This window comes from Intestinibacillus massiliensis, assembly GCF_900155735.1.
Taxonomy (GTDB): Bacteria; Bacillota; Clostridia; order Oscillospirales; family Butyricicoccaceae; genus Intestinibacillus; species Intestinibacillus massiliensis.
In genome coordinates, this window is sequence record NZ_LT707057.1 from 176,098 (window position 1) to 198,691 (window position 22,594).

Genomic DNA, 22,594 nt, shown 5'->3' on the forward strand with positions numbered 1-22,594 from the left:
TGTCCCTTCCGTTAGGCCGCGGTATCCCCGCCGTCCTGTTGGCCGTCCTCCTGCCCTGCGGGCTGTGTATCCTGCGGCGGCGTGCCCTGTGCCGGCTGCAACGCCGTGCCCGCAGATTGCGCCACCGATTCCAGCGTGCCCGGGCGGAACCGGGCGCGCGTCTCGTCCCGCAGGTCGATAATGCCGACGTCCGACGGCGACAGGCGCTCGTCCACAACCGTCTGCAAAAAGCGGATCTTGCGGTCCAGCCCTGTGATCGCGCCGAACTGCACGTCAAACCGTCCCTGGTAGCCGACCCTGATGTCGAGCAGCGAGTCGAGGTTGATAAAATCGACCTCCCCCATGAGGCCGGCATCGGTCAGCGCGCCCAGCAGCGTAAAGAGCTGCGTGCGCCCCTCGTCGCCCTTTTCCCCGAGGATCTGGCCGACGCCCGCGTCGCCCAGCGTCACGCCCGAGATCAGCGGCAGGTCGCCGACGCCGTCCGCCGTGACCTCCTCCAGCAGCTTGCCCTTGGGGTCGATCAGGAAATACCCGTCGCCCGAACGGATCGCCGCGCGCGGCACGCACTCCGTCACCGAGAGCACCAGCGTATCCGGCAGGCTGCGCTTGACGCGCACCTCGTCCAGGTACGGGTACTTGGCGAGCAGCCGCCCGATCCCCGCGGTCTTGCCCCAGAAAAAGAGGTTGTCCCCTTTTTCCACGCCCAGGGTCTGCCGCAGCTCGTCCGCCGGGTACCGGGTGTCGCCCACGACCTCGACCGTTTCCACCTTGAAAAAGACCGTCAGCGCGAGCGCCCCGGCGCCAAGCACGAGCAGGAAGCACAGAAGGCGGTAGACGGCCTTCGCGACCCGCCGCCTGCGCGTCTGCCGCCGCACCTTGACGGAGCGGTTTTTCCGGCGCATCGGTGCGCCCCCCTTCCGCCGTGCCATTCAGCGCACGGCCTCCAGGATGTGGCGGTAGATTTCCTCCGATGCGTCGAGCGTGGCCAGCTTCGCAGCGCAGCGCCCCATTTCCACGCGGCCTGCGTCGTCCGCAAGCAGCTCGCGCGCCATGCGGTAGAGCTTTTCCGGCGTGCATTCCGGCTCGGTGATCACGCGGCAGGCGCCCGCCTTTTCCAGCGCGCGCGCGTTCTTCTCCTGGTGGTTCTCCGCAACGTAGGGCGACGGCACCATGATCGACGGGCGGCCAAGGGCGCAAAGCTCGCCGATCGTCGCCGCGCCCGCGCGGCAGATGACCAGGTCGGCCGCCGCCATCAGCTCCGCCATGTTGTAAATATACTCGGTAAGCTGCAGGTTGGGGTGCGCCGCCAGGTCGGCGCCCTGCTGCGCGGCCAGATCCGGCATCCATTTAAACGCCGCCGTGCCGGTCGCATGCACATGCCGGTACGGGACGTTGTCCTTTGCCTCGAGCGCGAACATGCCCGCCATATGGCGGTTCATATAGAGCGCGCCCATCGAGCCCCAGAACGACACGACGAGCTTGCTGTCGCCCAGCCCCAGGCTCTCGCGCGCCTGCGCCCGGTTGGCGAATACGATCTCCCCGCGCACCGGCGCGCCCGTCAGGTGGATATTGGGCTTGCCCCCCAGCAGGCGGCGCGCCTCCTCGAAGCAGACCAGCACGCGGTCGGCCTTGGGGGCGAGCATCTTGGTCACCTTGCCCGGCAGGGCGTTGACCTCGAGCAGCACGGTCGGGATGCCGAGCTTTTGCGCCGCCTGTACCACCGGGTAGCTCGCGTACCCGCCGCAGCCGATGACGCAGTCCGGCCCCGCCTCGCGCAGCAGCTTCTTGGCCTTGCCCACCGCGGTCGCGGCCTTCTGCACCGCGCCCAGGTTGTGCAAGATGTCGGCGGGCTTCATGCCGCGGTGCAGGCCGACGATATCAATGGTATCGAGCGGATAACCCTCGCGCGGGACAAGCTTGGATTCGATGCCCGCCGCCGTACCCGCAAAGCGGATCTCGGTATCGGGGCGCTTGCTCTGGAAATACCGCGCAATGGCCAGGCCGGGGTTGACGTGCCCGCCCGTGCCGCCGCCCGTGATGTACAGTTTCATAGGGAACAAACCTTTCTATTTGATCTGCCGGGAAATCCGTGCCCCGGCAAAGGCGCACGCGCCCAGCCGGGCTATCCGGTGTTGTCCACCGTCATAAACCTCGATATATTGAGGAGTATCCCGATCTCGGCGAGCTGCATGAGCAGCGCGGTGCCGCCATAGCTGAAAAACGGCAGCGACGCGCCGGTAACCGGGAAAATGCCCGTGATGACGCACAGGTTCATCAGGGTCTGGATCGCCAGCTTCGCGGTAATACCGGTCGCCAGCAGGCAGCCGAACTTGTCGCGCGACGACCGCGCGATATAAAACCCGCGGAAAATCAGGTACGCAAACAGCAGCATGACGAGGATCGCGCCGATCAGGCCCAGCTCCTCGCAGAAGGCGGAGAATACGAAGTCGTTTTGCGGCTCCGGCAGGTACAGGTGCTTTTGCCGCCCGTTGCCAAGCCCCAGCCCGAACAGGCCGCCGGAACCGATGGCCACCTGGCTGTTCGCGCCCTGCCAGCCGTCGCCGTGCAGGTCGATGAACGGGTCGAGCCACACCCGGATACGGTCCATCGCGTAAGGTTTGGCCTTGAGGTACGCGATGAAGGCAACCGGGCCGCCGATGATCGGGATCAGGAATACCCAAAGCCGCATCCCGCCCACGAACAGCATCACGCCGCCGATCAGGAAAATGATCATCGTGGCCGACATGTGCGGCTCCAGCACCAGCAGCCCTGCGACGCTGACCAGCATCGCGCCGTATGGCCAGATCAGCCCCTTGAGCGTGCGCACGCTGGCCGGGTTTTTGGAAATATAGTACGCGAAGGATATGATAACCGCGACCTTCATGACCTCCGACGGCTGGAAGCCGATCGGCCCGAACTCGATCCAGCGGGTCGCGCCCTTGGAACTGCGCCCGATAAACGGCGTGACCGCCAGCAGCGCATAGGATACGAACAGCAGCACCTTATGGAAGCGCGCGTACACGCGGTAATGGATGCCCGAAACAAACCACATGAGCGCCAGCCCCGCCACCGCGAAGCCCGCCTGCCGCTTGATGAAAAACAGCGGGTCGCCATGCTGGTAAAGCGCGTTGGAATAGCTTGCGGTAAACAGGGCGATCAGCCCGGTGGCCATGAGCATGAGCACGATGAGCAGCGTCGGGCTGTCCACCGGGCGCCGGCGCGGCTTTTCCTGCACCTGGCTTTCAATTAATCGACTGGATTTTGCCGGCACGGCCTCTCCCTTCTCCCAAACGGTCTGTTACGCTACATGCGGCACGACGCCGAAGCACCAGGCCGCCACGCAAAGCACGGCGGTGACCGCCGCGAACGTCAGCACGATCTTGCGCTCGCCCCAGCCGCACATTTCCATGTGGTGGTGGAACGGCGCCATCTTAAAGACGCGCTTGCCGTGGCTGATCTTGAAATAGGTCACCTGGATGATTACAGACAGTGTTTCCCAAATGTATATAATACCAACAGGAATCAAAATAAGCGGCATGTCGCAGGCAAATGCCAGCCCTGCCACCGCGCCGCCGAGGAAGAGCGAACCGGTGTCGCCCATAAAGACCTTGGCGGGATGGAAGTTGAAAATCAGGAACGCGGCCAGCGCGCCCGCGAGTGCGGCGGCAAAAACCGCCACGCCGCCGTTGCCCTGCCGCAGCCCGACCGCCGTGAAAAACAGCGCGACCGGCAGCGTCACGCCGGCGGCAAGGCCGTCCAGGCCGTCGGTCAGGTTTACGGCATTGTCCGCGCCGACGATGATGAACGCCGCGAAAATGATATAAACGATCCACGGGATTTCAAAGCTGACATTGGCAAACGGCACCCAGACCGCGGTGTCCACCCCGCCGGTAATGCGCAAAACCGTTATAAAAACAGCAGATACTACAATTTGTAATATAAGCTTTTGCAGCGGCGTCAGCCCCGCGTTCTGTTTCTTTTTGATCTTGGCCAGATCGTCCACCATGCCGACCAGGCCATAGGCCAGCGCCAGGCCGAGCACGACCACGCCGGGCAGCAGCCGGGCAAACGGCGCCATCGCCCCGGCCTGCGCGACGGCCAGGCAGGCCAGCACGGCGGCCGTGATGCCGATGATGAACATAAAGCCGCCCATCGTCGGGATGTTCTGTTTGTTCATGTGCCACTTGGGGCCGATCTCCAGGATCTTCTGCCCGAATTTCATGCGGCGCAGCCAGTGGATGACCGGCTTTGCCAGCACGGCGGTCACGGCAAAGGCCGCCACCGCGGCCAGCAGCGCCAGCAGGTTATTTGCGTCCATATCAAATTTCCCCCGTAAACAGCCCGAGCGCCTTTTCCATCTGCATGCCGCGGCTGCCCTTGAAGAGCAGCGCGTCGCCGGGCTGCGCGTCGGCCTTCAGTGCCTGCGCCAGCGCCTCGTGCGTCCCGAAGCTGTGGATTTTCGTTTCTTCCATGCCGGCCTCCAGCGCGCCGGCGCGCGTGTATTCGCTCCCCACGCCGTAAAGGTACAGGCCGTCGGCATATTTTGCGGCGGCGCGCCCCGCGCGGCGGTGCCCCTCCTCCTGGTAGCTTCCCAGCTCCAGCATGCCGCCCAGGACCGCGATGCGGCGCCCCCGGACGCGGATTTCGGAAAGCGCCTGGAGCGCGGCCTCGACCGCGTCCGGGCTGGCGTTATAGCAGTCGGCAAAGATCGTAAAGCCGCCCTTCTCGTAAGTGTTCTGGCGCAGGCCGTCCGGCCGGTACGCGCCCAGCCCCGCGACGATATCGCAGGGTTCCTCGCCGAAACGCAGCGCGACGGCCGCGGCGGCAAGGGCGTTGCGCACATTGTGCCGCCCGGCCACGCAGNGACGATCTCCTCGGCGATCACGTCGCACTCGGGGTTGTCGATCCCGTAATAGATTGTTTCGCACGCCAGCGCGCCGCGCTTCTCCCACAGCAGCGGCTCGTCGCCGCACAGCACGGCCACGCCGCCCGGGCGCAGCCCCTCGAGGATTTCCAGCTTCGCGCGGCAGATGCCCTCCCGCGAGCCGAGGAACTCGATGTGCGAGGTGCCGATATTCGTGATGACCGCGATATCCGGGCGCGCCGCCGCCGTCATCCGGGACAGCTCGCCGAAGTGGTTCATGCCCATCTCGAGCACGGCCGCGCGCGTCGATTTTTCGATGCGCAGCACGGTCAGCGGCATGCCGACCTCGTTATTCAGGTTGCCCTCGGTCTTGAGGGTCTCGCAGTGCTGCCCCAGCACGGCGGCGACCATCTCCTTGGTCGTCGTCTTGCCGACCGAGCCGGTCACGCCGACCACCCTTGCGGGCATCTCCGCGCGGTAGCCGCCCGCGAGGTTTAAAAGCGCCTGCCGCGTGTCCGCGACCTCGATGGAGGGCACGCTGTAGCGCACGCCCGCCCGGTGCGACAGCACGGCGGCCGCGCCGTTTGCGATGGCCATATCGATAAAGTCATGCCCGTCGAAGCGGTCGCCCGCCAGCGGGATAAACAGGCAGTTGCGCCCGATCCTGCGCGAATCCGTCGAAACGCTTTCGATCACCGTCTGCGCGGCACCTTCGCCATGCAGCGCGCCCCGCGCCCAGCGGGCCGCCTCGCCCAGCTCAAATCTTTCCATTTCTTACACCCTCTGTACGCATTTGCATGAAATTATACCACAAATACGCCTCAATGTTTGGCCTTTTCCGCAAAATATTTTTGTACTTCTTCTCTTTCGTCAAGATGATGCTTCACATGGTTGACTTCCTGGTAGGTTTCGTGACCTTTGCCCATAAGCACGACCGTATCGCCCTTTTTCGCATGGGCGAGCGCCCAGCGGATCGCCTCGCGGCGGTCGCAGATGACCTCGCGCGGGGTCTTGCTGTCCTGCATGCCGGCGAGGATGTCGGCGATGATCGCGTCCGGGTCCTCCGTGCGCGGGTTATCCGAAGTGACGATGCAGAAATCCGCGAGCCGGGCGGCGATGGCGCCCATCTTGGGGCGCTTCGTGCGGTCGCGGTCGCCGCCGCAGCCGAACAGCGCCACCACGCGCCCCTTGGAAAAGCCGCGCACGGCGTTCAGGATATTTTCCACGCCGTCCGGGGAATGCGCATAGTCGATGAGGACGGTATAGTCCGCCGGGACCGGCACGACCTCGGCGCGCCCCTTGACGCCCGATGCGTCCGCGAGCGCNCAGTTCGATATTCTTGGCCGACAGGCTGGCGTCGTCCGATTCCGCGGAGAAGGTCAGCACCGGGCATTTTGCGTCGGCGATCATCTTGCCCGCCGCCGGATCGTCCAGGTTGATGACCCCCTTGCCGCATACGGAAAACAGCAGCGCCTTCGCGCGGCGGTAACCTTCCATGGTCTTGTGGAAATCCAGGTGATCCTGCGTGAGGTTTGTAAACGCGCCCACCGCATAGTGGATCCCGTGTACGCGGTGCAGCACGAGCGAATGCGAGGACACCTCCATGACGACATGCGTGCAGCCCGCGTCGCGCATGCGCGCGAACAGCGCGTGCAGCTCGTAGGATTCCGGCGTGGTGCGCTCGGTCTCGATGGGTTCGCTGCCGATCAGGTTCTGGTTCGTGCCGATCAGGCCGACCTTGTGCCCCTGCGCCTCGAGGATATGCTTGACGAGGTAGGTCGTCGTCGTCTTGCCGTTCGTGCCGGTCACGCCCACCATGGTCATGGCGTCCGCCGGGTGGCCGAAGCGGTTTGCCGCGATCTCGGCCAGCGCCACGCGGGAATCCGCCACGACGACGGCGGGCACGCCAGCGTCCGCCTCCTCGCAGACGATGGCCGCCGCCCCCTGCGCGAGCGCTTTGGCAATATACTGATGGCCGTCGGTGGCAAAGCCGCGGATCGCGACAAACAGGTCGCCGGGGCGCACCGCGCGGGAATCATACCGCACTTCACCGATTTCGAGATCCATCGGCGCCGCCGCGGATTCCACGGCAACGCCCTGTAAAAGCTCCTGTAATTTCATCTATTTTGCCTCACTTTCTCACGCTGACATTGCCGTGCCGGGGGATCAGTCGCCGATATTGACGGAGTTCGAGAACTCGACCGTGACGACCGTGCCCGCGCCGACCTTGGTGCCCGCGACCGGGCTTTGCTTGGCAGCGTTGGTCATATAGGTATCCATTTTGCTGGCGATACCGGTGCGCTTCATATACAGGCCGGCCGACCGCAGGCGCTCCTGCGCCTCCGACGGGGTCAGGCCGGTGACGCGCGGCACTTCGATCTGTTCCGTGGACTTTGTGCCGCCGCAATACAGGATCATCCGCGCGGTCACGGGGACCTTCGCGCCGGAGGACGGCACCTGGTCGGTGACCGTGTCGCCGTCGCCGACGAACTTGCACTCCAGCCCGGCTTCCTTGGCCGCCGCTTCGGCGTCCGCGCGGGACTGCCCGATCACGTTGGGCGCCGCCACCTCGCGGCGGTCGGCCTCGTCCTCGCCGTACTTTGCTTCCACGCCGAGGTAGGGCAGCACNCTTCAGCAGCTCGGAGGTCGCCGTCTTGCCGCCCACGCGGTAGCCCGCGACATAACCGTTCATGCCGGTACCGGCCGCGACGACCTGCTCCATCGCCTGGCGCATGAAGGCCGAGGTGTCGGCCGAAACCACCTGGCGCTTGACCTCGGTTTCAAAGGTCTGCTTGACGTTGCCGTCCTTGTCGACGACCTCCTTGACGACGTGCGGGGTTTTGAGCCTGCCGTCGTCCACGACCGCGCACGCCATGGACAGCTCCTGGATCGGCGTGACGGTAAAGCGCTGGCCGAACGAGGCCGTCGCCATGTTGAGCTCCGTAAACGTATCGCTCGGCCAGAAGTAGCCGACCTGCTCGCCTGGGAGGTCGATGCCGGTCTTTTCCTGGAAGCCGAACGCCTTGAAGTATTCGTAAAAGTTCTGCGTGCCCGTCTTCATGCTGATCTGGATCATGGCCGGGTTGCAGGAGTTCATCAGCGTGTGCGTCAAATCCTCGCTGCCATGCCCCGCGTGCTTCCAGCATTTGATCGTGCGGTCGGCCACCTTCTGGTAGCCGGGGCAGAAGAACGTGCTGCTCGCGTTCACGACGCCAAGCTCGTAGGCCGTGGCGACGTTCATCAGCTTAAAGGTCGAGCCAGGCTCGTAGGTATCCATGATCGGCTTGTTGCGCCACATTTTCATCAGCTGATCCATGCGCGCGTCGCTCAGGTCGTCCAGCAGCGTCTGGTCTTTTTTGCCGCCGCGCGTCTCGTCCTTCACCACGCTCTCGGGCAGGTTGTCCTTGCCGCCTTCCTTTAAAAAGGCGTCGCTGATCTGCGCGCTAGAGCCGCGCTCCGCCAGGATTTTATTGATGTTCGCGCGCAGCTCGTCGAGCCAGGCCTGCTCCGTGATCTCCCTGGGCGCATTGAGGTCGAAGTTCGGCTTGCCCGCGAGCGCCAGGATCTCGCCGGTCTTGACGTCCATGACGATGCCGGCCACGCCGCCGCGCGCCTGCGGGTTGTCGGCATAGGCGGTCTCGAGGTGCTTTTCCAGGAAGTGCTGGATCGCCTCGTCCACCGTCAGCACGACGCTGTTGCCGTCCTCCGCGGGGATGTACTGCTCATATTCAAACGGCATGTCGCGACCCTTGGCGTTCGTGGCGCGCACCACGCGCCCGGCCGTGCCTGCCAGCTCCTTTTCATACTGTTTTTCAATGCCTTCCTGCCCGACGCCGTCGGAGTTCAGGAAGCCGATGACCTGGGAGGCAAAGCTCCCGTAGGGGTAATAGCGCTTACTGTCCGGCGCGGTGGAAACGCCGGCCGTCACGCCCTCCTCCTTGAGCGCCGCCTTGAGGTCCTCGACGGTTTCCTTTTCGACGCCCTTCTTGATGACCTCGTACTGCGATTTTTCCTTCTGTACCTTGGTCAGCACGGTCTCGTAGGTCACGCCCAGCTTTTCCGACAGGATGCGCGACAGCTTTTCCTGCTTGGCGAGCGCCACCGCCGGGTTTTTCTTTTCCGTATCGGTCAGCACGTTGACCGGCGCGACCACGACGGTCTCCGTGGTTGCGGAAACCGCGAGCTCTTTCATGTTGCGGTCATAAATGGTGCCGCGCGTCGGGGTGACGACGGTATCCCGGGTCTGGAAATTCATCGCCTTCTCCTGATAATAGTCGTACTTGACGACCTGCATGTAAAACAGGCGCACGGCAACCACGGAAAAACCCAGGAAGACAAAGCACACGATCAGGAAGGCCAGCCTGATCCTCATTTGGTTGTTGGGTCCCTTAATCGGCATTTTGCTTCCTCCCGTGGGCATTGTGGTTTACTTTTTTATCCTGTCCGCTCTATAAAAGAGGGAGTCAGAAATGTTACACACCTCTCACTCCCGCTCTCGTTCTTTATCTTATTCGCAATGTTACTCCAGATATTCCAAAACCGCCGTAAAGCTTTTGGCCAGCCCCGACATCGCGCTGCGCAGGCTGACGCCCGTCTCCCGCACCTCGATCTGATCCGGGTTGTTCATTTCGACGTATTCGACCTGGTTGGTATCCAGTTTGACCATACCGAGCGTATTCTGCGCGTACTGCTCGACATAGGACAGGCTGAGCGCCTGGTCCTGCCGCGCCTTGAGCGCGATATACTCGCTGTTCAGGTCGTCCAGCACGCCCTGCTGTATGGAAACCTCGTTGGTCAGCCGGGTCAGGTTGACGTGGCTGTAAATCATGACGCCTGCGATGGCCAGTACGACCGTGAAGCAGGCGGCCTGCTGCAAACGCAGCGCGCGGACGCGGGAGCGCCTCCGGGGCCGGACCTGCGGCTGCTGCACCACATGCAGGGCTTCCCCTGCCCGCTGCGGCGCCGGGGCGCGGTAAACATCCCCTTGATAAGCCACACTTTCCCGAGACGCCCTCGCTGCTGATCTTGCCACCTAAGAACTCCCCCTTCCCCGTACCCTCCGGGCACTTACTCCTGCGGCAGCTTTTCGCACACGCGCAGCTTGGCGCTGCGGGCGCGCGGGTTGCCTTCCACTTCCTTTTCATCCGGCAGGATGGGCTTGCGCGATACCAGCCGGACGAGCGGGTTTTTGCCGCAGACACACACCGGGAAATCCTTCGGGCAGGTACAGCCCTGGGCTGCCTGCGCGAATGCGGTTTTCACAATGCGGTCCTCTAATGAATGGAACGTGATCACCGCCAGCCTCCCCCCCGGGGCCAGGCAGGCGACCGCCTTTTCCATCGCCTCCCGCACCGCGCCGAGCTCGTCGTTCACCGCGATACGGATGGCCTGGAAACTGCGCTTGGCCGGATGCTGCTTCTCGCGCAATGCCTTGGGCGGCATCGCCCCGCGGATCACATCGACCAGCTCAAGCGTGGTTTCAATCGGTTTTTGCTGCCGCCGGCGTTCGACCGCCGCGGCGATTAAGGGCGCGTAGCGCTCCTCGCCATATTCAAACAGGATTTTGCGGATGTCCTCCCGGCTCCAGCCGTTTACCACATCATAGGCGGTCAGCCGCTGCTGCCGGTCCATGCGCATGTCGAGCGGCGCGTCCTGCATATAGGAGAAGCCGCGCTCCGCATGGTCGAGCTGCGGCGAGGACACGCCGAGGTCGAACAGGATGCCGTCTGCCGCCGCGAAGCCGTTCGCCGCGAGCACGCGGTCGAGTTCCCTAAAGTCGCTTTTATTGAGCGAGACCCTGTCCCGCACGGGCGCAAGGCGGGTTTCCGCGTTTTGCAGCGCCTCGTCGTCCCGGTCGATGCAGAGCAATCGGCCGGTCGTCAGGCGCCTGGCAATGTGCAGGGAATGCCCCGCGCCGCCGAGCGTCGCGTCGATATAGACGCCGTCCGGCCGGATGGCAAGCGCCTGCAGGCAAGCGTCCAACAGGATCGATTCGTGCTGAAATTCCATGACGCCTCCCGTGGCCGGGCGTTCCTAGAATCCCAGCTCCTCCATCGCATCTTCGATGCTTTCGTTCGTGATTTCGTCGTTATAGGCCGCCCAGCGCGCGGTATCCCAGATCTCCGCACGGCCGGATACGCCGATGATCGTGACTTCCTTTTGCAGCCCCGCGTATTCGCGCAGGTTGGCCGGCACCAGGGTGCGTCCCTGGCTGTCCAGCTCGGAGTCTGTGGCGGCGGAAAAGAAAAAACGTTGCAGGCTGCGGGACTTGCTCAGCGGCAGCGCGCGGATCTTGTCCTCCAGCACGCCCCAGCCGTCCTCCGGGTAAACGAAGAGGCAGCCGTCGAGCCCTTTGGTGATAATGAAATGCTCGCCCAGTTCGTCGCGCAGTTTCGCCGGGATAAACAGGCGGCCCTTGGCGTCGATCGTGTGCCTAAACTCGCCCTTCACCGCGCGTCACCCCGCTCTCTTTCTTGTTACAATGGTGCACTTTGCACCACTTTTCACCACCGTGTTTTTATTATACTGTAACCCCTGTTCAATTGCAAGATGTTTTGAAATTTTTTTACCAGAAAAGTCGCCCTATTCCTATCTAAAAGCGTCTTTTTCGTAATTTCAAACGCATGTTCTATATTTTTCGAAAAAAATGGGACGCCGGTTTCCCCGGCGTCCCTGTCGAAAATCCTGTTATTTTGACGCGGCTTTAAAGCGCGAACGCGCCTTTTTCACCTCGTCGAGCGAAAGGGCGACCGCCTCCTCCGCGCGCTTGAGGGTGTCCTCGCAATACTCGTTTGCGACACGGCGCAGCTCCCTGGCCTGGATTTCCGCGTTCCCGAGGATTTCCTTGGCCTTGCGGCGCGCCTGCTGCACGATTTCGGTCTCGCTGACCTGCTGCCGCGCGGCCTCCTCGGCCTGCTTGCGGATGGCCTCGGCCTCGCGCTTGCCCGCGGCGATCAGCTCGTTGCGTTTTTCCACAATATCCTTCGCCATTTTGACGTCTGCGGGCATATTGACGCGCAGCTCGTCGAGCAGGTCGAGCGCGCGGTCGCGTTCGATCACGCATTTATCCCCGCCCAGCGGGACGGCCCAGGCGTCCTGCACCATTTGATATAGGCTGTTTACAACTTCGTCCAAAGCGGCTACCATAACTTCAATCGTCCTTTCTCATCCGAAGCACAATGTCGTCGTGGATCGCGGCGGGCACAAAATCGGCGATCGACCCGCCGTGCTGTGCGATATCCTTGATCATGGACGAACTTAAGTACATATACTGTGCGCTGGTCATCAGGAAGACGGTGTCGACCTGCGGGTTCAGCTTGCGGTTTGCCAGCGCCATGGCAAATTCATATTCAAAGTCGGACACCGCGCGCAGCCCTTTGACGATCGCGCAGGCGCCGCACTGCCCGGCATATTCGGCCAGCAGGCCGTCAAACCCGGCGATTTCGACGTTCGGGATATGCGCCGTGGTCTTTTCGAGGAAGCCCATGCGCTCCTCGCTGTTAAAAAGCGGTTTCTTTGCGCCGTTATGCATCACGGCGACAACCAACCGGTCGAACATCTTGGCCGCGCGCTCAATCACGTCCAGGTGCCCCAGGGTGACCGGGTCAAAGCTGCCCGGATAAATCGCAATCTTCATGTGTTACATCCGTTCCGCCGCACTATTCCGGCGTTTTTGGTGGGGTACCGGCCGCCAGGACCGTGACCCGGATCGCGCCATACCGGTATTCCCGGCCGCACGCAAACGGGCTTTCCCATTTGTCCACTACGGCACTTTCGCATACTATTATACCATCAGGCGACAGAATGTCAAACCTTTGTATCTCAAAAAGCGCACTTTGCAGCAGTTTCCCGCCGTATGGCGGATCGAGGAAAACCAGGTCGAAGCCCTGCCGGGGGCAGCCGGCCAGGTATTTTTTAAAATCCGTTTGATGCACCTGCGCCCGGTCGGCCACCCGCGCGCCCGCGAGGTTCTTGCGCACGATATCGGCCGCCTTGCGGTCGGCGTCGACAAAATCGGCACGCGCCGCGCCGCGCGACAGCGCTTCGATCCCCATTTGCCCGGTGCCCGCGAACAGGTCGAGCACCCGCGCGCCGCGCACCCGCATCTGGATGATATTAAAGATGGATTCCTTCACCCGGTCGGTGGTTGGCCGGGTGTCCATACCGGGCACGGGCAGGAGCTGCTTGCCCCGCGCGCTGCCTGAAACTACTCTCATGCGTCCTGTTTCCCCTTTTCTTTGCCCTTCCCGGCCTCTTTGGCGCGGAAATAATCATAAACCGCGATGGCGACGTTGTTCGGCACGACCAGCCGGAGCTGCTCGAGCGATGCGCTGCGGATATTTTCAATACTTTTAAAGTGGCGCAGCAGCTCGCTGCGGCGTTTGTCGCCCACGCCCTCAATCTTGTCGAGCGTGGAGCCGCGCACGCTTTTCCCAGTCAGGTTCCGGTTGTAGGTGATCGCGAAGCGGTGTACCTCCTCCTGGATGCGCCCGATCAGGGCGAACACCGCGGGCACGGTCGAAATCCCGAACTCGCGCCCGTCCGGCGCGACCAGGCCGCGCGTGCGGTGGCGGTCGTCCTTGACCATGCCGAAGCAGGGCGTCGTGACGCCGAATTGATCCAGCACGGCCTGCGCCGTGCGCACATGCCCCAGGCCGCCGTCGATCAGGAAGGCCGAGGGCAGGGGCGAAAACTTTTCGTCGCCGTCGGCATAGTGCTGCAGGCGGCGCGTCAGCATTTCGGCCATGGAGCGGTAGTCGTCCTGCCCAAAGGCCGCGCTTTCGATCTTGAACCGGCGGTACCGGCTTTTCTTGGGCTGCGCGTGCTCGAACACGACCATGGAGCCGACCGTATCCGCGCCCGCAAAGTTGGAAATGTCGTACGCCTCGAGCACCTCCGGCAGCTCGTCCATGCCGGTCATGCCCTGCAGCAGCTCGAGCGATTTGAGGCGGCGCTCCTGGCTGGTCTCGATGCGGGAAATCTCCTCGGCCGCGTTTTTCTCCGCGAGCCGCACCAAGTCGTGCCGTTTGCCGCGCTGCGGCACCGCAACCTCGACCCTGCGCCCCGCGATCGAGCCGAGGAACTCGGCGACTGCCTCGCCGTCCTCGATCTCCGCAGACAGCAGCACCGTGCGCGGCACGGCCTGCCGCAGCGAATAATACTGCTTGATGAAATCGCCCAGCACCTCGCCCGCGTCGGCCTGCGTCACGCCGTCGATGACCGTGTACTCCTTATCCTGCAGGCTGCCGCCCAGGTAGTGCAGCGCGACGACGCAGCCGCGCGTCTGCCCCTGCACGAAGGCCAGCACGTCCAGGTCGGCAAAGCCGCCCGCCACCACCTTCTGCCGCGCCCCCAGCGCCTGTACGGCGCGCAGGCGGTCGCGCAGCATGGCGGCGCGTTCAAACTGCAGGTTTTCCGAGGCTTCGGCCATTGCGGCCTCGATCTCCTTCGCCAGCCCTTTAAAGTTGCCCTCCAGCAGCGAAATGGCCTGCTGCACGAGCGCGGCGTACTCCTCCGGGGGCACATCCCCCGTGCACGGCGCGATGCAGCGCCCAAGGTGCCGGTTGAGGCAGGGGCGCTCCTTCCCGATATCGCGCGGGAACTGCCGGCGGCAGGTTTTGAGCTGCAACGCCTCGCAAATCGTATCGATCGCCTGCCGCGCCGCGCGGCGGCCAGAATAGGGGCCGAAATAGCGGTCGGCGTCCGCCTCCGGCCGCGACACGATGGAAAACTCGGGGTACGGCCTGGAGGTGGTGACCTTGACATAGGGGTAGCCCTTGTCGTCCTTGAGCAGGATGTTGTATTTGGGCTTGTATTTCTTAATCATGGAGTTTTCCAGCACCAGGGCTTCAAACTCCGATTCAGTGACGATAATATCGAAATCGTCGATCTGCGAGACCATGCGCCGCGTCTTGGGCGTCATGCCCGCCGGGCTTTGGAAATAGCTCGTGACGCGGTTTTTAAGCGCCTTGGCCTTGCCGACATAAATGACCTGCCCGGCGGCGTTTTTCATAATATAAACGCCCGGGGCATAGGGCAGGCTGAGCACCCGGGCTTTCAGTTCTTCATAGGTAGGCATTGCCCAGCCCTCCTTTTCCCTGTTCTAAAATACTTGCGCCCGCGAGGCACGCGCCGCCGCGCGCTTGGGATCCGTACCCTGGGGTACATCCCACTTTGCGCCGCGCACGCAGGCGTGCCGGACGGGCGGGCTGCACCGTCAAGTTACCCTGCACCCCGCGTCCCCGTTTATACCAATGCCCCTCCTTCCTTCGGTTCGCATAAGGGGCGTGCTGCCCGCGTAGGGATATTCGCGCCATGGGCGCGGGACGGGGATATGCGCTTCCGCGCAGGGGCCAAAGGGACATGGGGGAACCCATGGTTCCCCCGGATCCCTCTGGACACCCCTCCCCCTCCTTTGGCGCGCTACCCGTCGGACAGGCTGCGCCTGCCCTCCTAAGACGCGCGCCGCGGGGGCGTAGCTGCTTCCGCAATCACGCAACGCCGCGTGCCGTTTTAAAAAGGGGGCTGCTTTTGGGGACGGCTTCCTGCCGATTTGACTGTGATCCCCCGCGCCGCCGTGCTGCTGTGCGCTTGGGGGTTCGCGCCCCGGGGCACATCCCACTTTGTACCCTGCACGCAGGAGTGCCGGACGGGCGGGCTGCACCGTCAAGTTACCCTGCACCCCGCGTCCCCGTTTACACGCACCACCCTCCAATCCCCGGTTCGCGGGAGGGGCGGCGCGCCGCACGCAAAGATACGCCCCCGCCCGCCGTTTGGCGGTCAAAATGCGGGCAGCATTTTGAGCCGCCGCCGGCGGAAGGGAAAGGGCGGGGATTCCAAAGGGGTCCGGGAAAACCGCAGGTTTGCCCATACCCCTTTGGCGCCTGCGGCGCGCAGCCGCAAACCCCCGTCCCGCGCCCGCAGCGCGAACCCCCTGCGGCGTCAGGTACGACAAAAAGCACCGCGATTGAGCGGTGCTTTTTTCATGTCCGGTGGATGTTCAAATTAATCGCTGAAATTGGAGGTGATCAGCTCAACCAGTGCGTTGACAGCCTCTTCCTCGTCCGGGCCGTCCGCGATCAGGTTGATCGTGGTGCCCTTGGTGATGCCCAGCGAAAGAATGCCAAGCAGGCTCTTCGCGTTGACGCGGCGCTCTTCCTTCTCTACCAGGATAGTGCTCTTGAACTCATTTGCTTTCTGGATGAAAAAAGTTGCGGGTCTGGCGTAAAGACCTACCTGATTTGTGACCTGTACTTCCTTAGAAAACATATCCGCATCGCTCCTATATTAATATCCAAGTTTAGATATAGCATAACGTTTTTTTGCCGGTTCGTCAATACAATTTTTAGGACAAACCCGCAGGATTACGAAAAAAACTACCGAAAAATCTTTCTTTTTTTGTATCTGCAAACCATTCTACACACATTTTTGCGGCGAATTTTGCATTTCTCTGTGGAAAATGCCCATGCAGCCCGAAACAGCGCCCGCGATCACTTAAATTCCACCACCGTAACGCCCATTTCGCCTTCGCCGAACGCGCCGTTGCGCACGGTCTTGATGCGTTTATTGGGCTTGAGGTGCTGCTGGATCGCCGCGCGCAGCACGCCGGTGCCCTTGCCGTGGATGATCGTCACCTGCGGCAGGCCGGCCATCAGCGCGCCGGAAATGAACTGGTCGACCTCGAGGATCGCCTCCTCGGCGCACAGCCCGCGCACATCGACCTCGGAAGGCGTGGACTTGAGCCGCAGCTCGCGCACGCCGCCGGTGCCCGCGCGGAAGGTCTTGGGCTTGGGCTTCTCCGGCTGCTGCACCAGGCGGACCTCGTTCTGCTTGACCGTCATTTTCATGATGCCCGCCTGCACCTGGACGTTGCCGTCCTTATCCGGCGCGGACAGCACCGTGGCGGTGACGTTCGAGACGTTGAGGAGCTGCACCTCGTCGCCCGGCTTGACCGGGCGGATTTCCTCGGGCGCGACCGTGCGCTTTTCCCGCTTCTGGCGGTGGCGCGTCTCAGTCTCCGTGATCACGCCGCGCAGCGCGGCGCGGGCGGCCTGCAGGTTCTCATTTGCCAGGTCGGCGGCGTTCTTCTTTTTCAGTTCGTCCAGCTCGCCGAACACGGTCTCCGCCGTCATGCGCGCATCCTTGAGGATCGCGTCGGCCTGGTCGCGCGCGCGCTGGAGCAGCCGGTCGGCCTTATCCTCGGTCTGGTCCTTGAGCGATAGCGCCTTGTCCTTTTCGGACTGGGCGGCGCGGCGCAGGCGGTCGGCCTCGGCCTTGTATTTCTCCATCTGGCGGCGTTCCTTCTCCAGCTCCGCGAGCACGTCTTCAAAGCGCGTGCTCTCCGTGGAAAGCTGCTCCTTCGCCCGCTCGATGATCGTGGGCGGCAGGCCGAGCCGCCCCGCGATCGCAAAGGCGTTCGACTTGCCGGGGATGCCGGTCAGCAGGCGGTAGGTCGGCTGGAGCGACTGCACGTCAAATTCGCACGAGGCGTTTTCCACGCCGTCGGCCGTGAGGGCAAAGGTCTTGAGTTCGGAATAATGCGTCGTCGCGGCCACAAACGCGCCCATCTGGCGCGCATAGCCGATGATCGAGACCGCGAGCGCCGCGCCCTCGACCGGGTCGGTGCCCGCGCCCAGCTCGTCGAACAGCACAAGGTCGCCCTGCCCGCAGCAGTCCGCGATGGACACGATGGTCTTCATATGCGACGAGAAGGTCGACAGGCTCTGCTCGATGGACTGCTCGTCGCCGATATCCGCATAGACGTTTTCAAAAATCGCGACCTCGCTCGTCTCGTCCGCCGGCAGGTGCAGGCCGGACGCGGCCATCAGGCTGAGCAGGCCGAGCGTCTTGAGCGACACGGTCTTGCCGCCCGTGTTGGGGCCGGTGATGACGAGCGTATCGTAGTCGAACCCGATCGCGATATCGATCGGCACCGCGGCCTTGCGGTCGAGCAGCGGGTGGCGCGCCCGCACAAGGCGCACGCCCTGCCCCTCCGGCTGGAGGATGGGCGCGCAGGCGTTCAGCTTATAGGAAAGCTTGGCGCGGGCAAAAATAAAGTCCAGCGCGGTCAGCATGTCGTAATCGGTGCGGATCACCTCCGCGCTGGCCGACACCTCGGCGGACAGGGCGGCGAGGATGCGCTCGATCTCCAGCTCCTCCTTGCCCTCCAGCACCTTGAGCTGGTTGTTGATCTCCACGACCTGCGCCGGCTCGACGAATACGGTCGCGCCGGACGAGGAAACGTCGTGCACCAGCCCGGGCACGTCGCCGCGGTGCTCGGCCTTGACCGGCACCACATAGCGCCCGTTGCGCTGGGTGATGATCGCTTCCTGCAGGTATTTTGACCGCTCGCCCGATACCATGCGCCCGAGCACCTCGCGCACCTTGCCGGAAATCTGGCGCATTTGGCGGCGGATGGACAGCAGCTCATGCGACGCGCCGTCCGCGACCTCCTCCTCGGAGAGGATTGCCGTCGTGATCGACTCCTCGAGCGCGCGGTTGCCCGTGAGCAGCGCGAACATCGGCGAGAGCGAGGTTTTGCCCTCCTGCTCGGCCACGTAGCCCTGCACGGTGCGCGCCGCGCGCAGCATCCCGGCGACGTCGAGCAGCTCGCGCAGGCTGAGCACGCCGCCCATGTCGGCGCGCGACAGCGACGCGAGCACATCCTTGACCCCCGCAAAGGACGGCGAGCCGTGCACCTGCATCATATCCTTCGCGTCGGTCGTCTGCCGCATCCAGAGCGCGGCCTCCTCGCGGTCGGCAATCGGCCGCAGGGCGCGGCAGCGCTCCTTCCCGCGCTCGGACGCCGCCTCGGCCGCAAGCATGTCGAGCACGGTGAAATACTCGAGCGTCCGCAGTGATTTTTCTCCTAATCTATTCATGGTCCCTTTCTCCGAATACCTATTTTGTGTAACTTACCGCAAAATGTAACCCAGGCCGGGCAGCCCCCTGCGCGAAAGGCCGCTATGTACCCGGCGGGGATAGCCCTTTATCTGTTTTGCCCGTCCGTGCGGCCTTCGCCGCCCCCGGCCCCTTTTCCCGTTTCGGCACGACCATAGCCGGCTGGAACAGCGAATGGTAAAAGTCCAAGCTGGCAAAGCCGCGCTCCGTATGGTAAAGCGTATAGCCTTCACACAGGGCGCCAAGCTGCTGTGCGGACGGTTCGCCGAGGGAAAAGGAAAAGACTTTGGGAAGCCCACTTGCCAGTATATGCCGCATCGCGGCAAACGTCCCCCCGCTCAGCGCCGTCCACGCCCCGCCGAGCCGCCGCGCGCACGCCGCGNGCCTTTTTTTATCGCACAGCGCGCGCAGCGCGTACAGCATGAGCCGCGTGACCGCGGGGAGCGGCTCGTCGGAGTCGCTCATCAGGGAAGCCAGCTCGGCAAAATAGCAGCAGAGCGCGTAGGCCTCGATATCCTGCGTCACGTCCCAAAAGCTCGAGAGCAGCGCCGCGTCGTTCAGCGTGTATTTGCCGCGCCCCTCGTAGAGCGTCAGCTCCGCGTAGCAGAACAGGCGGACGGCGGCGGCCAGGCGCGCGCCCTTGCGGCGGATGCCGCGGCACAGCACTTCTATTTTTACGCCGCTGTCCGACAGCACGGTTATGTAACGGTCCTGGTCGCCAAAGTCGACCTCGCGGATCACGAGGCCCCTGATGTTGATGTGCTGCTGCATTTGGTCCCTTCCTGCCGGTCTTGTGTGCCGCGCTGCGCCCCCTTGTAGAGGACGTAGGCCATCGGTTCGCCCGTCTGCGCAAAAAACTGCCAAAAATCCCGATCGTTCAACATAAAACCGCCCCTTTCTGCCTTTAGTTTGAGACAAAAAGGCGCGCGCCATACGCGGGAATTATTGCATCCGGCGGCGCGGCCGGTCATTCGTCCTCGTAGCCGAAGTTGCGCATCTGGTATTCGTTGTTGCGCCAGTCCTCCTTGACCTTCACCCAAAGGTCGAGGAACACCTTCGCGCCGAGCTGGCGCTCGATATCCTGGCGCGCAAGCTCGCCGGTCTTTTTGAGCATCGCGCCGTTTTTGCCGATGATAATGCCCTTATGGCTGTTTTTCTCACAATAAATCGTCGCATGGATGGATACCAGCCCATCCTCGCGCGTCTTCATCTGCTCGATGCCGACGGCCACGCCGTGCGGCACCTCGCGCTGCAGCAGGTACAGCAGCTTTTCGCGGATGGTCTCGGCGACCATCTGGCGCTCCGGCTGGTCGGAGACCATGTCGTCCGGGAAGAGCTGCGGCCCCTCGAGCGCAAATTTTTCAAATTCGTCCAGCAATTCATCCAGCCCGTCGCCCTTGCGCGCGGAGACCGGGATGATGGCGTCGAACGCGTGCGCCTGGCTGTACGCCGCGATCACCGCGAGCAGCTCGTCCTTGTGCACCGTGTCGATCTTGTTGATGACCAGCACCGAGGGGATGCCGCCCTCCTTGATCTTCTGGATCAGGCTTTCCTCCGCGGGGCCGATATTCGCGACCGGCTCGACAAGCAGCGCCGCCGCGTCCACATCCGCGACCGTTTCGTTGACCACCTTGACCATGAAATCGCCCAAGCGGCTGCGCGGCTTGTGCAGCCCCGGCGTGTCCAGGAATACGAACTGGCAGTCTTCCCGGTTCAGGATGCCCGTGATGCGCGTGCGCGTGGTCTGCGGCTTATTGGACACGATCGCCACCTTGCGGCCGACCAGCCGGTTCGTCAGCGTCGATTTGCCGACGTTCGGGCGGCCGACGATGGAGATGACCGCGCTTTTTGTTATATTTCCCATTTAATATACCTCATGTAATCGTATTATGTTAACTTGCCTTTGAAAATAAAGGCGATACAGAACGGCACGGACAGTATCAGCAGCCCGGCCGCCCACAGGCGTCCCGCGAAAAAACGCAGGATCACGGGGATCGCCCCGCCGTACAGGAACAGCGCGGCGCCGATGACCACGCAGAACAGCGCGCAGACCAGCACGGCGCCCGCCGCGATATCCTTCGCGTCGCGCACGGCCTCATCGTACCCGCGCGCGTGCCGGTCGCACAGGCGCTCGATCGCGGTGTTCATCAACTCCGCGCCCAGCATCAGCGCGAAGCACAGGCACAGGATGGCGCACTGCGCCATGGGCAGCCGGCCGATCAGCGCGAACAGCCCCACGTAAACCGCTGCGCTCAGATGGATGCGGAAGTTGCGCTCGGTCTGCGCGCACTGCGCAATGCCGCGGAACGCGCAGCGGAAGGATTGCGACAGCTTTCGGATTTCTTTGTTCATAGCACCTACCCAAACCGGCCGTCAGGCCCTCGTCAGCCCCAGCGCGCCCAGCACGGCCTCTTCATGCGCGCGCATAACCGCCTGCTCCCCATCGCCGCGCTCATGGTCGTAGCCCAGCAAATGCATGACGGAATGCACGGTCAAAAACCCGCACTCCCGCGCCGGGGAGTGGCCGTACTCCGCCGCCTGCTCGCAGGCGCGCCGGTAATTGAGCACCATGTCGCCCAGCAGGATGCGGCCGGTTTCCGGGTCGGCCTCGCCTTCCAGCCCCTCCTGCGCCTCGCCGTTATAAAACTCGTACATCGGGAAGGACAGCACGTCGGTCACCGCGTCCTTGTGCCTGTATTCCGCGTTCAGCGCGCGGATTTCCTCGTCCCCAACGACCGCGATATCGATCTGCGCGGGGAAACCGACATGCTCGCGCGCCAGCGCCTCTTTCGCGCAGCGCGTGATCAGCGCGCGCAGCCCGGCCTCGTCGTCCACCGGTTCCTCGACCGCAATATTGATTTCATACTCTGTCATAGTTTGCCCTCCCAGCCCCTCCGCAAACCGCGTCCCCGCTTTCCGGAGGCCATACTCTTTCATAATTATACTTTTAAACCGGCGAAATATCAATTACTACTTGCAGGCCGCCGCATTTCCCATCCGGCGGTTATAAATATCCGGCCGCGCCCATATGGGTGTTGCGCCCATTTTTTCCATACACAGTAACTTAAAGCGTGCCCTTTCTGAATTCCTTGCCCATTAACCGGATATGTTGTTGCTTTTCAGGCGCGGTTCATGTAAAATAAGTTCGAAAGCCCCCGCCCTAAAGGGTACTTTTTATGCATTTTCACTCAAAATGCTGTATTTTTTGTAACTGTCACCAACCGTTCCCTTGAAGGAGGCAAAACGATGCCGTATCCCAACCAAACCGCCATTATTACGCACGCTTCGTCGGATATGAGTTTCCCTTACGCCGAGGCGCACGGCATCCTGCAGCTGCCCGATTACGTGATCTTCGGGGAACAGCAGTACCGTACGCTGCTCGACATCAGCAGCGAGGAATTTTTCCGCCGCCTGGAAACCGAACCCGCGCTGCCGACCAGCTCGCCCCCGTCCGCGGGTTCGGTTTCCAGGCGGCGGAANAGGCCGGGGGCGGGGACGAGGTCATCGTCTTCCACTCCCGCATGGAGGAGGAGGCGCGCGGCATCATCGCGCAAATCCGGGAGGCCACGCCGGATATCCCGGTGCGCACGGGTGGGGTCGGCCCTGTGATGGGGCTTTACTCCAGCCCCAAATGCATCGGCGTAGTGTTCCGCAAAAAGCCATGCTGACGCCGCTCGCCGCGGGCGCGCTGGCGTTTGCGCTCTTTGTGCTGTTCGACCTGTGCAAGGCCTACGCGCGGGCACGCCGCCCCGGGCTGCTGTTTGCCGCCGGGGGGCTACTGCTCGCGGGCGCCGTGGCGCGGCTCTTTTTCCCGCCCGCGCCGGGCTGGAC

Annotated in this window: 22 protein-coding genes and 3 pseudogenes; 2 read left to right on the forward strand and 23 right to left on the reverse strand. The window is 63.1% G+C overall.

What is annotated here, in order from left to right:
- Window positions 1-11 precede the first annotated feature (11 nt).
- From CZ203_RS06825 to ybeY, 23 genes and pseudogenes are all read right to left on the reverse strand, one after another.
- On the reverse strand, window positions 12-929 hold the full coding sequence (locus CZ203_RS06825; RefSeq protein ID WP_087065385.1) for a cell division protein FtsQ/DivIB: 918 nt from the start codon (window positions 927-929) through the stop codon (window positions 12-14).
- The gene (murG, locus tag CZ203_RS06830; RefSeq protein ID WP_087065386.1) at window positions 930-2,051 is read right to left on the reverse strand and encodes an undecaprenyldiphospho-muramoylpentapeptide beta-N-acetylglucosaminyltransferase; all 1,122 of its coding nucleotides are present in this window, start codon (window positions 2,049-2,051) and stop codon (window positions 930-932) included.
- A gap of 71 nt (window positions 2,052-2,122) precedes the next feature.
- The gene (gene ftsW, locus CZ203_RS06835; protein WP_087065387.1) at window positions 2,123-3,271 is read right to left on the reverse strand and encodes a putative lipid II flippase FtsW; all 1,149 of its coding nucleotides are present in this window, start codon (window positions 3,269-3,271) and stop codon (window positions 2,123-2,125) included.
- 27 nt (window positions 3,272-3,298) lie between these two features.
- Complete coding sequence (gene mraY, locus CZ203_RS06840; RefSeq protein WP_087065388.1) at window positions 3,299-4,318, reverse strand: phospho-N-acetylmuramoyl-pentapeptide-transferase; 1,020 nt, start codon at window positions 4,316-4,318, stop codon at window positions 3,299-3,301.
- A 1-nt stretch (window position 4,319) separates the two neighbouring features.
- A complete protein-coding gene (locus CZ203_RS15485) occupies window positions 4,320-4,973 on the reverse strand; it encodes a glutamate ligase domain-containing protein (protein ID WP_407927718.1) in 654 nt (217 codons plus the stop codon).
- Window positions 4,877-5,635, reverse strand: a pseudogene (locus CZ203_RS15490) (UDP-N-acetylmuramoyl-tripeptide--D-alanyl-D-alanine ligase); the annotation flags it as partial. The gene CZ203_RS15485 and the pseudogene CZ203_RS15490, both read right to left, overlap by 97 nt.
- Window positions 5,636-5,685: 50 nt before the next feature.
- On the reverse strand, window positions 5,686-6,147 hold the full coding sequence (locus CZ203_RS15350) for a glutamate ligase domain-containing protein (protein ID WP_328588157.1): 462 nt from the start codon (window positions 6,145-6,147) through the stop codon (window positions 5,686-5,688).
- Between the two features lie 91 nt (window positions 6,148-6,238).
- Window positions 6,239-6,985, reverse strand: a pseudogene (locus tag CZ203_RS15355) (Mur ligase family protein); the annotation flags it as partial.
- Window positions 6,986-7,030: 45 nt separating this feature from the next.
- Window positions 7,031-7,492: a PASTA domain-containing protein gene (locus CZ203_RS15495; protein WP_407927719.1), complete on the reverse strand. Its 462-nt coding sequence runs from the start codon at window positions 7,490-7,492 to the stop codon at window positions 7,031-7,033.
- 16 nt (window positions 7,493-7,508) lie between these two features.
- Window positions 7,509-9,284: pseudogene (locus CZ203_RS06855) on the reverse strand (peptidoglycan D,D-transpeptidase FtsI family protein); the annotation flags it as partial.
- Between the two features lie 99 nt (window positions 9,285-9,383).
- The gene (locus tag CZ203_RS06860; protein WP_143436152.1) at window positions 9,384-9,860 is read right to left on the reverse strand and encodes a hypothetical protein; all 477 of its coding nucleotides are present in this window, start codon (window positions 9,858-9,860) and stop codon (window positions 9,384-9,386) included.
- Between the two features lie 71 nt (window positions 9,861-9,931).
- Window positions 9,932-10,873: a 16S rRNA (cytosine(1402)-N(4))-methyltransferase RsmH gene (rsmH, locus tag CZ203_RS06865; protein ID WP_087065392.1), complete on the reverse strand. Its 942-nt coding sequence runs from the start codon at window positions 10,871-10,873 to the stop codon at window positions 9,932-9,934.
- 24 nt (window positions 10,874-10,897) lie between these two features.
- Window positions 10,898-11,314, reverse strand: coding sequence for a division/cell wall cluster transcriptional repressor MraZ (gene mraZ, locus CZ203_RS06870; RefSeq protein WP_087065393.1), 417 nt, complete (start codon window positions 11,312-11,314; stop codon window positions 10,898-10,900).
- A gap of 237 nt (window positions 11,315-11,551) precedes the next feature.
- Entirely contained in the window at window positions 11,552-12,010 is a 459-nt protein-coding gene (locus CZ203_RS06875) for a hypothetical protein (RefSeq protein ID WP_087065394.1), read from the reverse strand.
- 4 nt (window positions 12,011-12,014) lie between these two features.
- Window positions 12,015-12,500 (reverse strand): pantetheine-phosphate adenylyltransferase, encoded by a 486-nt coding sequence (coaD, locus tag CZ203_RS06880; protein ID WP_087065395.1) that lies wholly within the window; start codon window positions 12,498-12,500, stop codon window positions 12,015-12,017.
- 22 nt (window positions 12,501-12,522) lie between these two features.
- Complete coding sequence (gene rsmD / locus CZ203_RS06885) at window positions 12,523-13,080, reverse strand: 16S rRNA (guanine(966)-N(2))-methyltransferase RsmD (protein ID WP_087065396.1); 558 nt, start codon at window positions 13,078-13,080, stop codon at window positions 12,523-12,525.
- Window positions 13,077-14,942 (reverse strand): excinuclease ABC subunit UvrC, encoded by a 1,866-nt coding sequence (gene uvrC / locus CZ203_RS06890; protein WP_087065397.1) that lies wholly within the window; start codon window positions 14,940-14,942, stop codon window positions 13,077-13,079. Before uvrC ends, rsmD begins: the two co-directional genes overlap by 4 nt.
- A gap of 926 nt (window positions 14,943-15,868) precedes the next feature.
- On the reverse strand, window positions 15,869-16,132 hold the full coding sequence (locus CZ203_RS06895; RefSeq protein WP_087065398.1) for an HPr family phosphocarrier protein: 264 nt from the start codon (window positions 16,130-16,132) through the stop codon (window positions 15,869-15,871).
- A 221-nt stretch (window positions 16,133-16,353) separates the two neighbouring features.
- On the reverse strand, window positions 16,354-18,744 hold the full coding sequence (locus tag CZ203_RS06900; protein WP_087065399.1) for an endonuclease MutS2: 2,391 nt from the start codon (window positions 18,742-18,744) through the stop codon (window positions 16,354-16,356).
- Between the two features lie 82 nt (window positions 18,745-18,826).
- Window positions 18,827-19,696, reverse strand: a complete 870-nt coding sequence (recO, locus tag CZ203_RS06905; RefSeq protein ID WP_087065400.1) for a DNA repair protein RecO — start codon at window positions 19,694-19,696, stop codon at window positions 18,827-18,829.
- Window positions 19,697-19,730: 34 nt separating this feature from the next.
- Window positions 19,731-20,627, reverse strand: a complete 897-nt coding sequence (era, locus tag CZ203_RS06910) for a GTPase Era (protein ID WP_087065401.1) — start codon at window positions 20,625-20,627, stop codon at window positions 19,731-19,733.
- A 23-nt stretch (window positions 20,628-20,650) separates the two neighbouring features.
- Complete coding sequence (locus tag CZ203_RS06915; RefSeq protein WP_087065402.1) at window positions 20,651-21,115, reverse strand: diacylglycerol kinase family protein; 465 nt, start codon at window positions 21,113-21,115, stop codon at window positions 20,651-20,653.
- A 21-nt stretch (window positions 21,116-21,136) separates the two neighbouring features.
- Window positions 21,137-21,637: an rRNA maturation RNase YbeY gene (gene ybeY / locus CZ203_RS06920; RefSeq protein WP_087065403.1), complete on the reverse strand. Its 501-nt coding sequence runs from the start codon at window positions 21,635-21,637 to the stop codon at window positions 21,137-21,139.
- Window positions 21,638-22,057: 420 nt separating this feature from the next.
- On the opposite strand from ybeY, the gene CZ203_RS15500 reads away from it, so the two are divergent.
- On the forward strand, window positions 22,058-22,372 hold the full coding sequence (locus CZ203_RS15500) for a DegV family protein (protein ID WP_407927720.1): 315 nt from the start codon (window positions 22,058-22,060) through the stop codon (window positions 22,370-22,372).
- Window positions 22,373-22,394: 22 nt separating this feature from the next.
- A partial coding sequence (locus CZ203_RS14650; RefSeq protein WP_159456403.1) for a hypothetical protein occupies window positions 22,395-22,594 on the forward strand: 200 nt, incomplete at its 3' end.

What these genes read in the sequence shown, in the direction of transcription:
- mraY (WP_087065388.1), bottom strand. Translation starts at nt 4,318, where the DNA reads ATGGACGCAAATAACCTGCTGGCGCTGCTGGCCGCGGTGGCGGCCTTT.
- rsmD (WP_087065396.1), bottom strand. Translation starts at nt 13,080, where the DNA reads ATGAGAGTAGTTTCAGGCAGCGCGCGGGGCAAGCAGCTCCTGCCCGTG.
- ybeY (WP_087065403.1), bottom strand. Translation starts at nt 21,637, where the DNA reads ATGACAGAGTATGAAATCAATATTGCGGTCGAGGAACCGGTGGACGAC.
- CZ203_RS06915 (WP_087065402.1), bottom strand. Translation starts at nt 21,115, where the DNA reads ATGAACAAAGAAATCCGAAAGCTGTCGCAATCCTTCCGCTGCGCGTTC.
- coaD (WP_087065395.1), bottom strand. Translation starts at nt 12,500, where the DNA reads ATGAAGATTGCGATTTATCCGGGCAGCTTTGACCCGGTCACCCTGGGG.
- era (WP_087065401.1), bottom strand. Translation starts at nt 20,627, where the DNA reads ATGGGAAATATAACAAAAAGCGCGGTCATCTCCATCGTCGGCCGCCCG.
- CZ203_RS06875 (WP_087065394.1), bottom strand. Translation starts at nt 12,010, where the DNA reads ATGGTAGCCGCTTTGGACGAAGTTGTAAACAGCCTATATCAAATGGTG.
- rsmH (WP_087065392.1), bottom strand. Translation starts at nt 10,873, where the DNA reads ATGGAATTTCAGCACGAATCGATCCTGTTGGACGCTTGCCTGCAGGCG.
- CZ203_RS06895 (WP_087065398.1), bottom strand. Translation starts at nt 16,132, where the DNA reads ATGTTTTCTAAGGAAGTACAGGTCACAAATCAGGTAGGTCTTTACGCC.
- CZ203_RS06900 (WP_087065399.1), bottom strand. Translation starts at nt 18,744, where the DNA reads ATGAATAGATTAGGAGAAAAATCACTGCGGACGCTCGAGTATTTCACC.
- murG (WP_087065386.1), bottom strand. Translation starts at nt 2,051, where the DNA reads ATGAAACTGTACATCACGGGCGGCGGCACGGGCGGGCACGTCAACCCC.
- CZ203_RS06825 (WP_087065385.1), bottom strand. Translation starts at nt 929, where the DNA reads ATGGCACGGCGGAAGGGGGGCGCACCGATGCGCCGGAAAAACCGCTCC.
- uvrC (WP_087065397.1), bottom strand. Translation starts at nt 14,942, where the DNA reads ATGCCTACCTATGAAGAACTGAAAGCCCGGGTGCTCAGCCTGCCCTAT.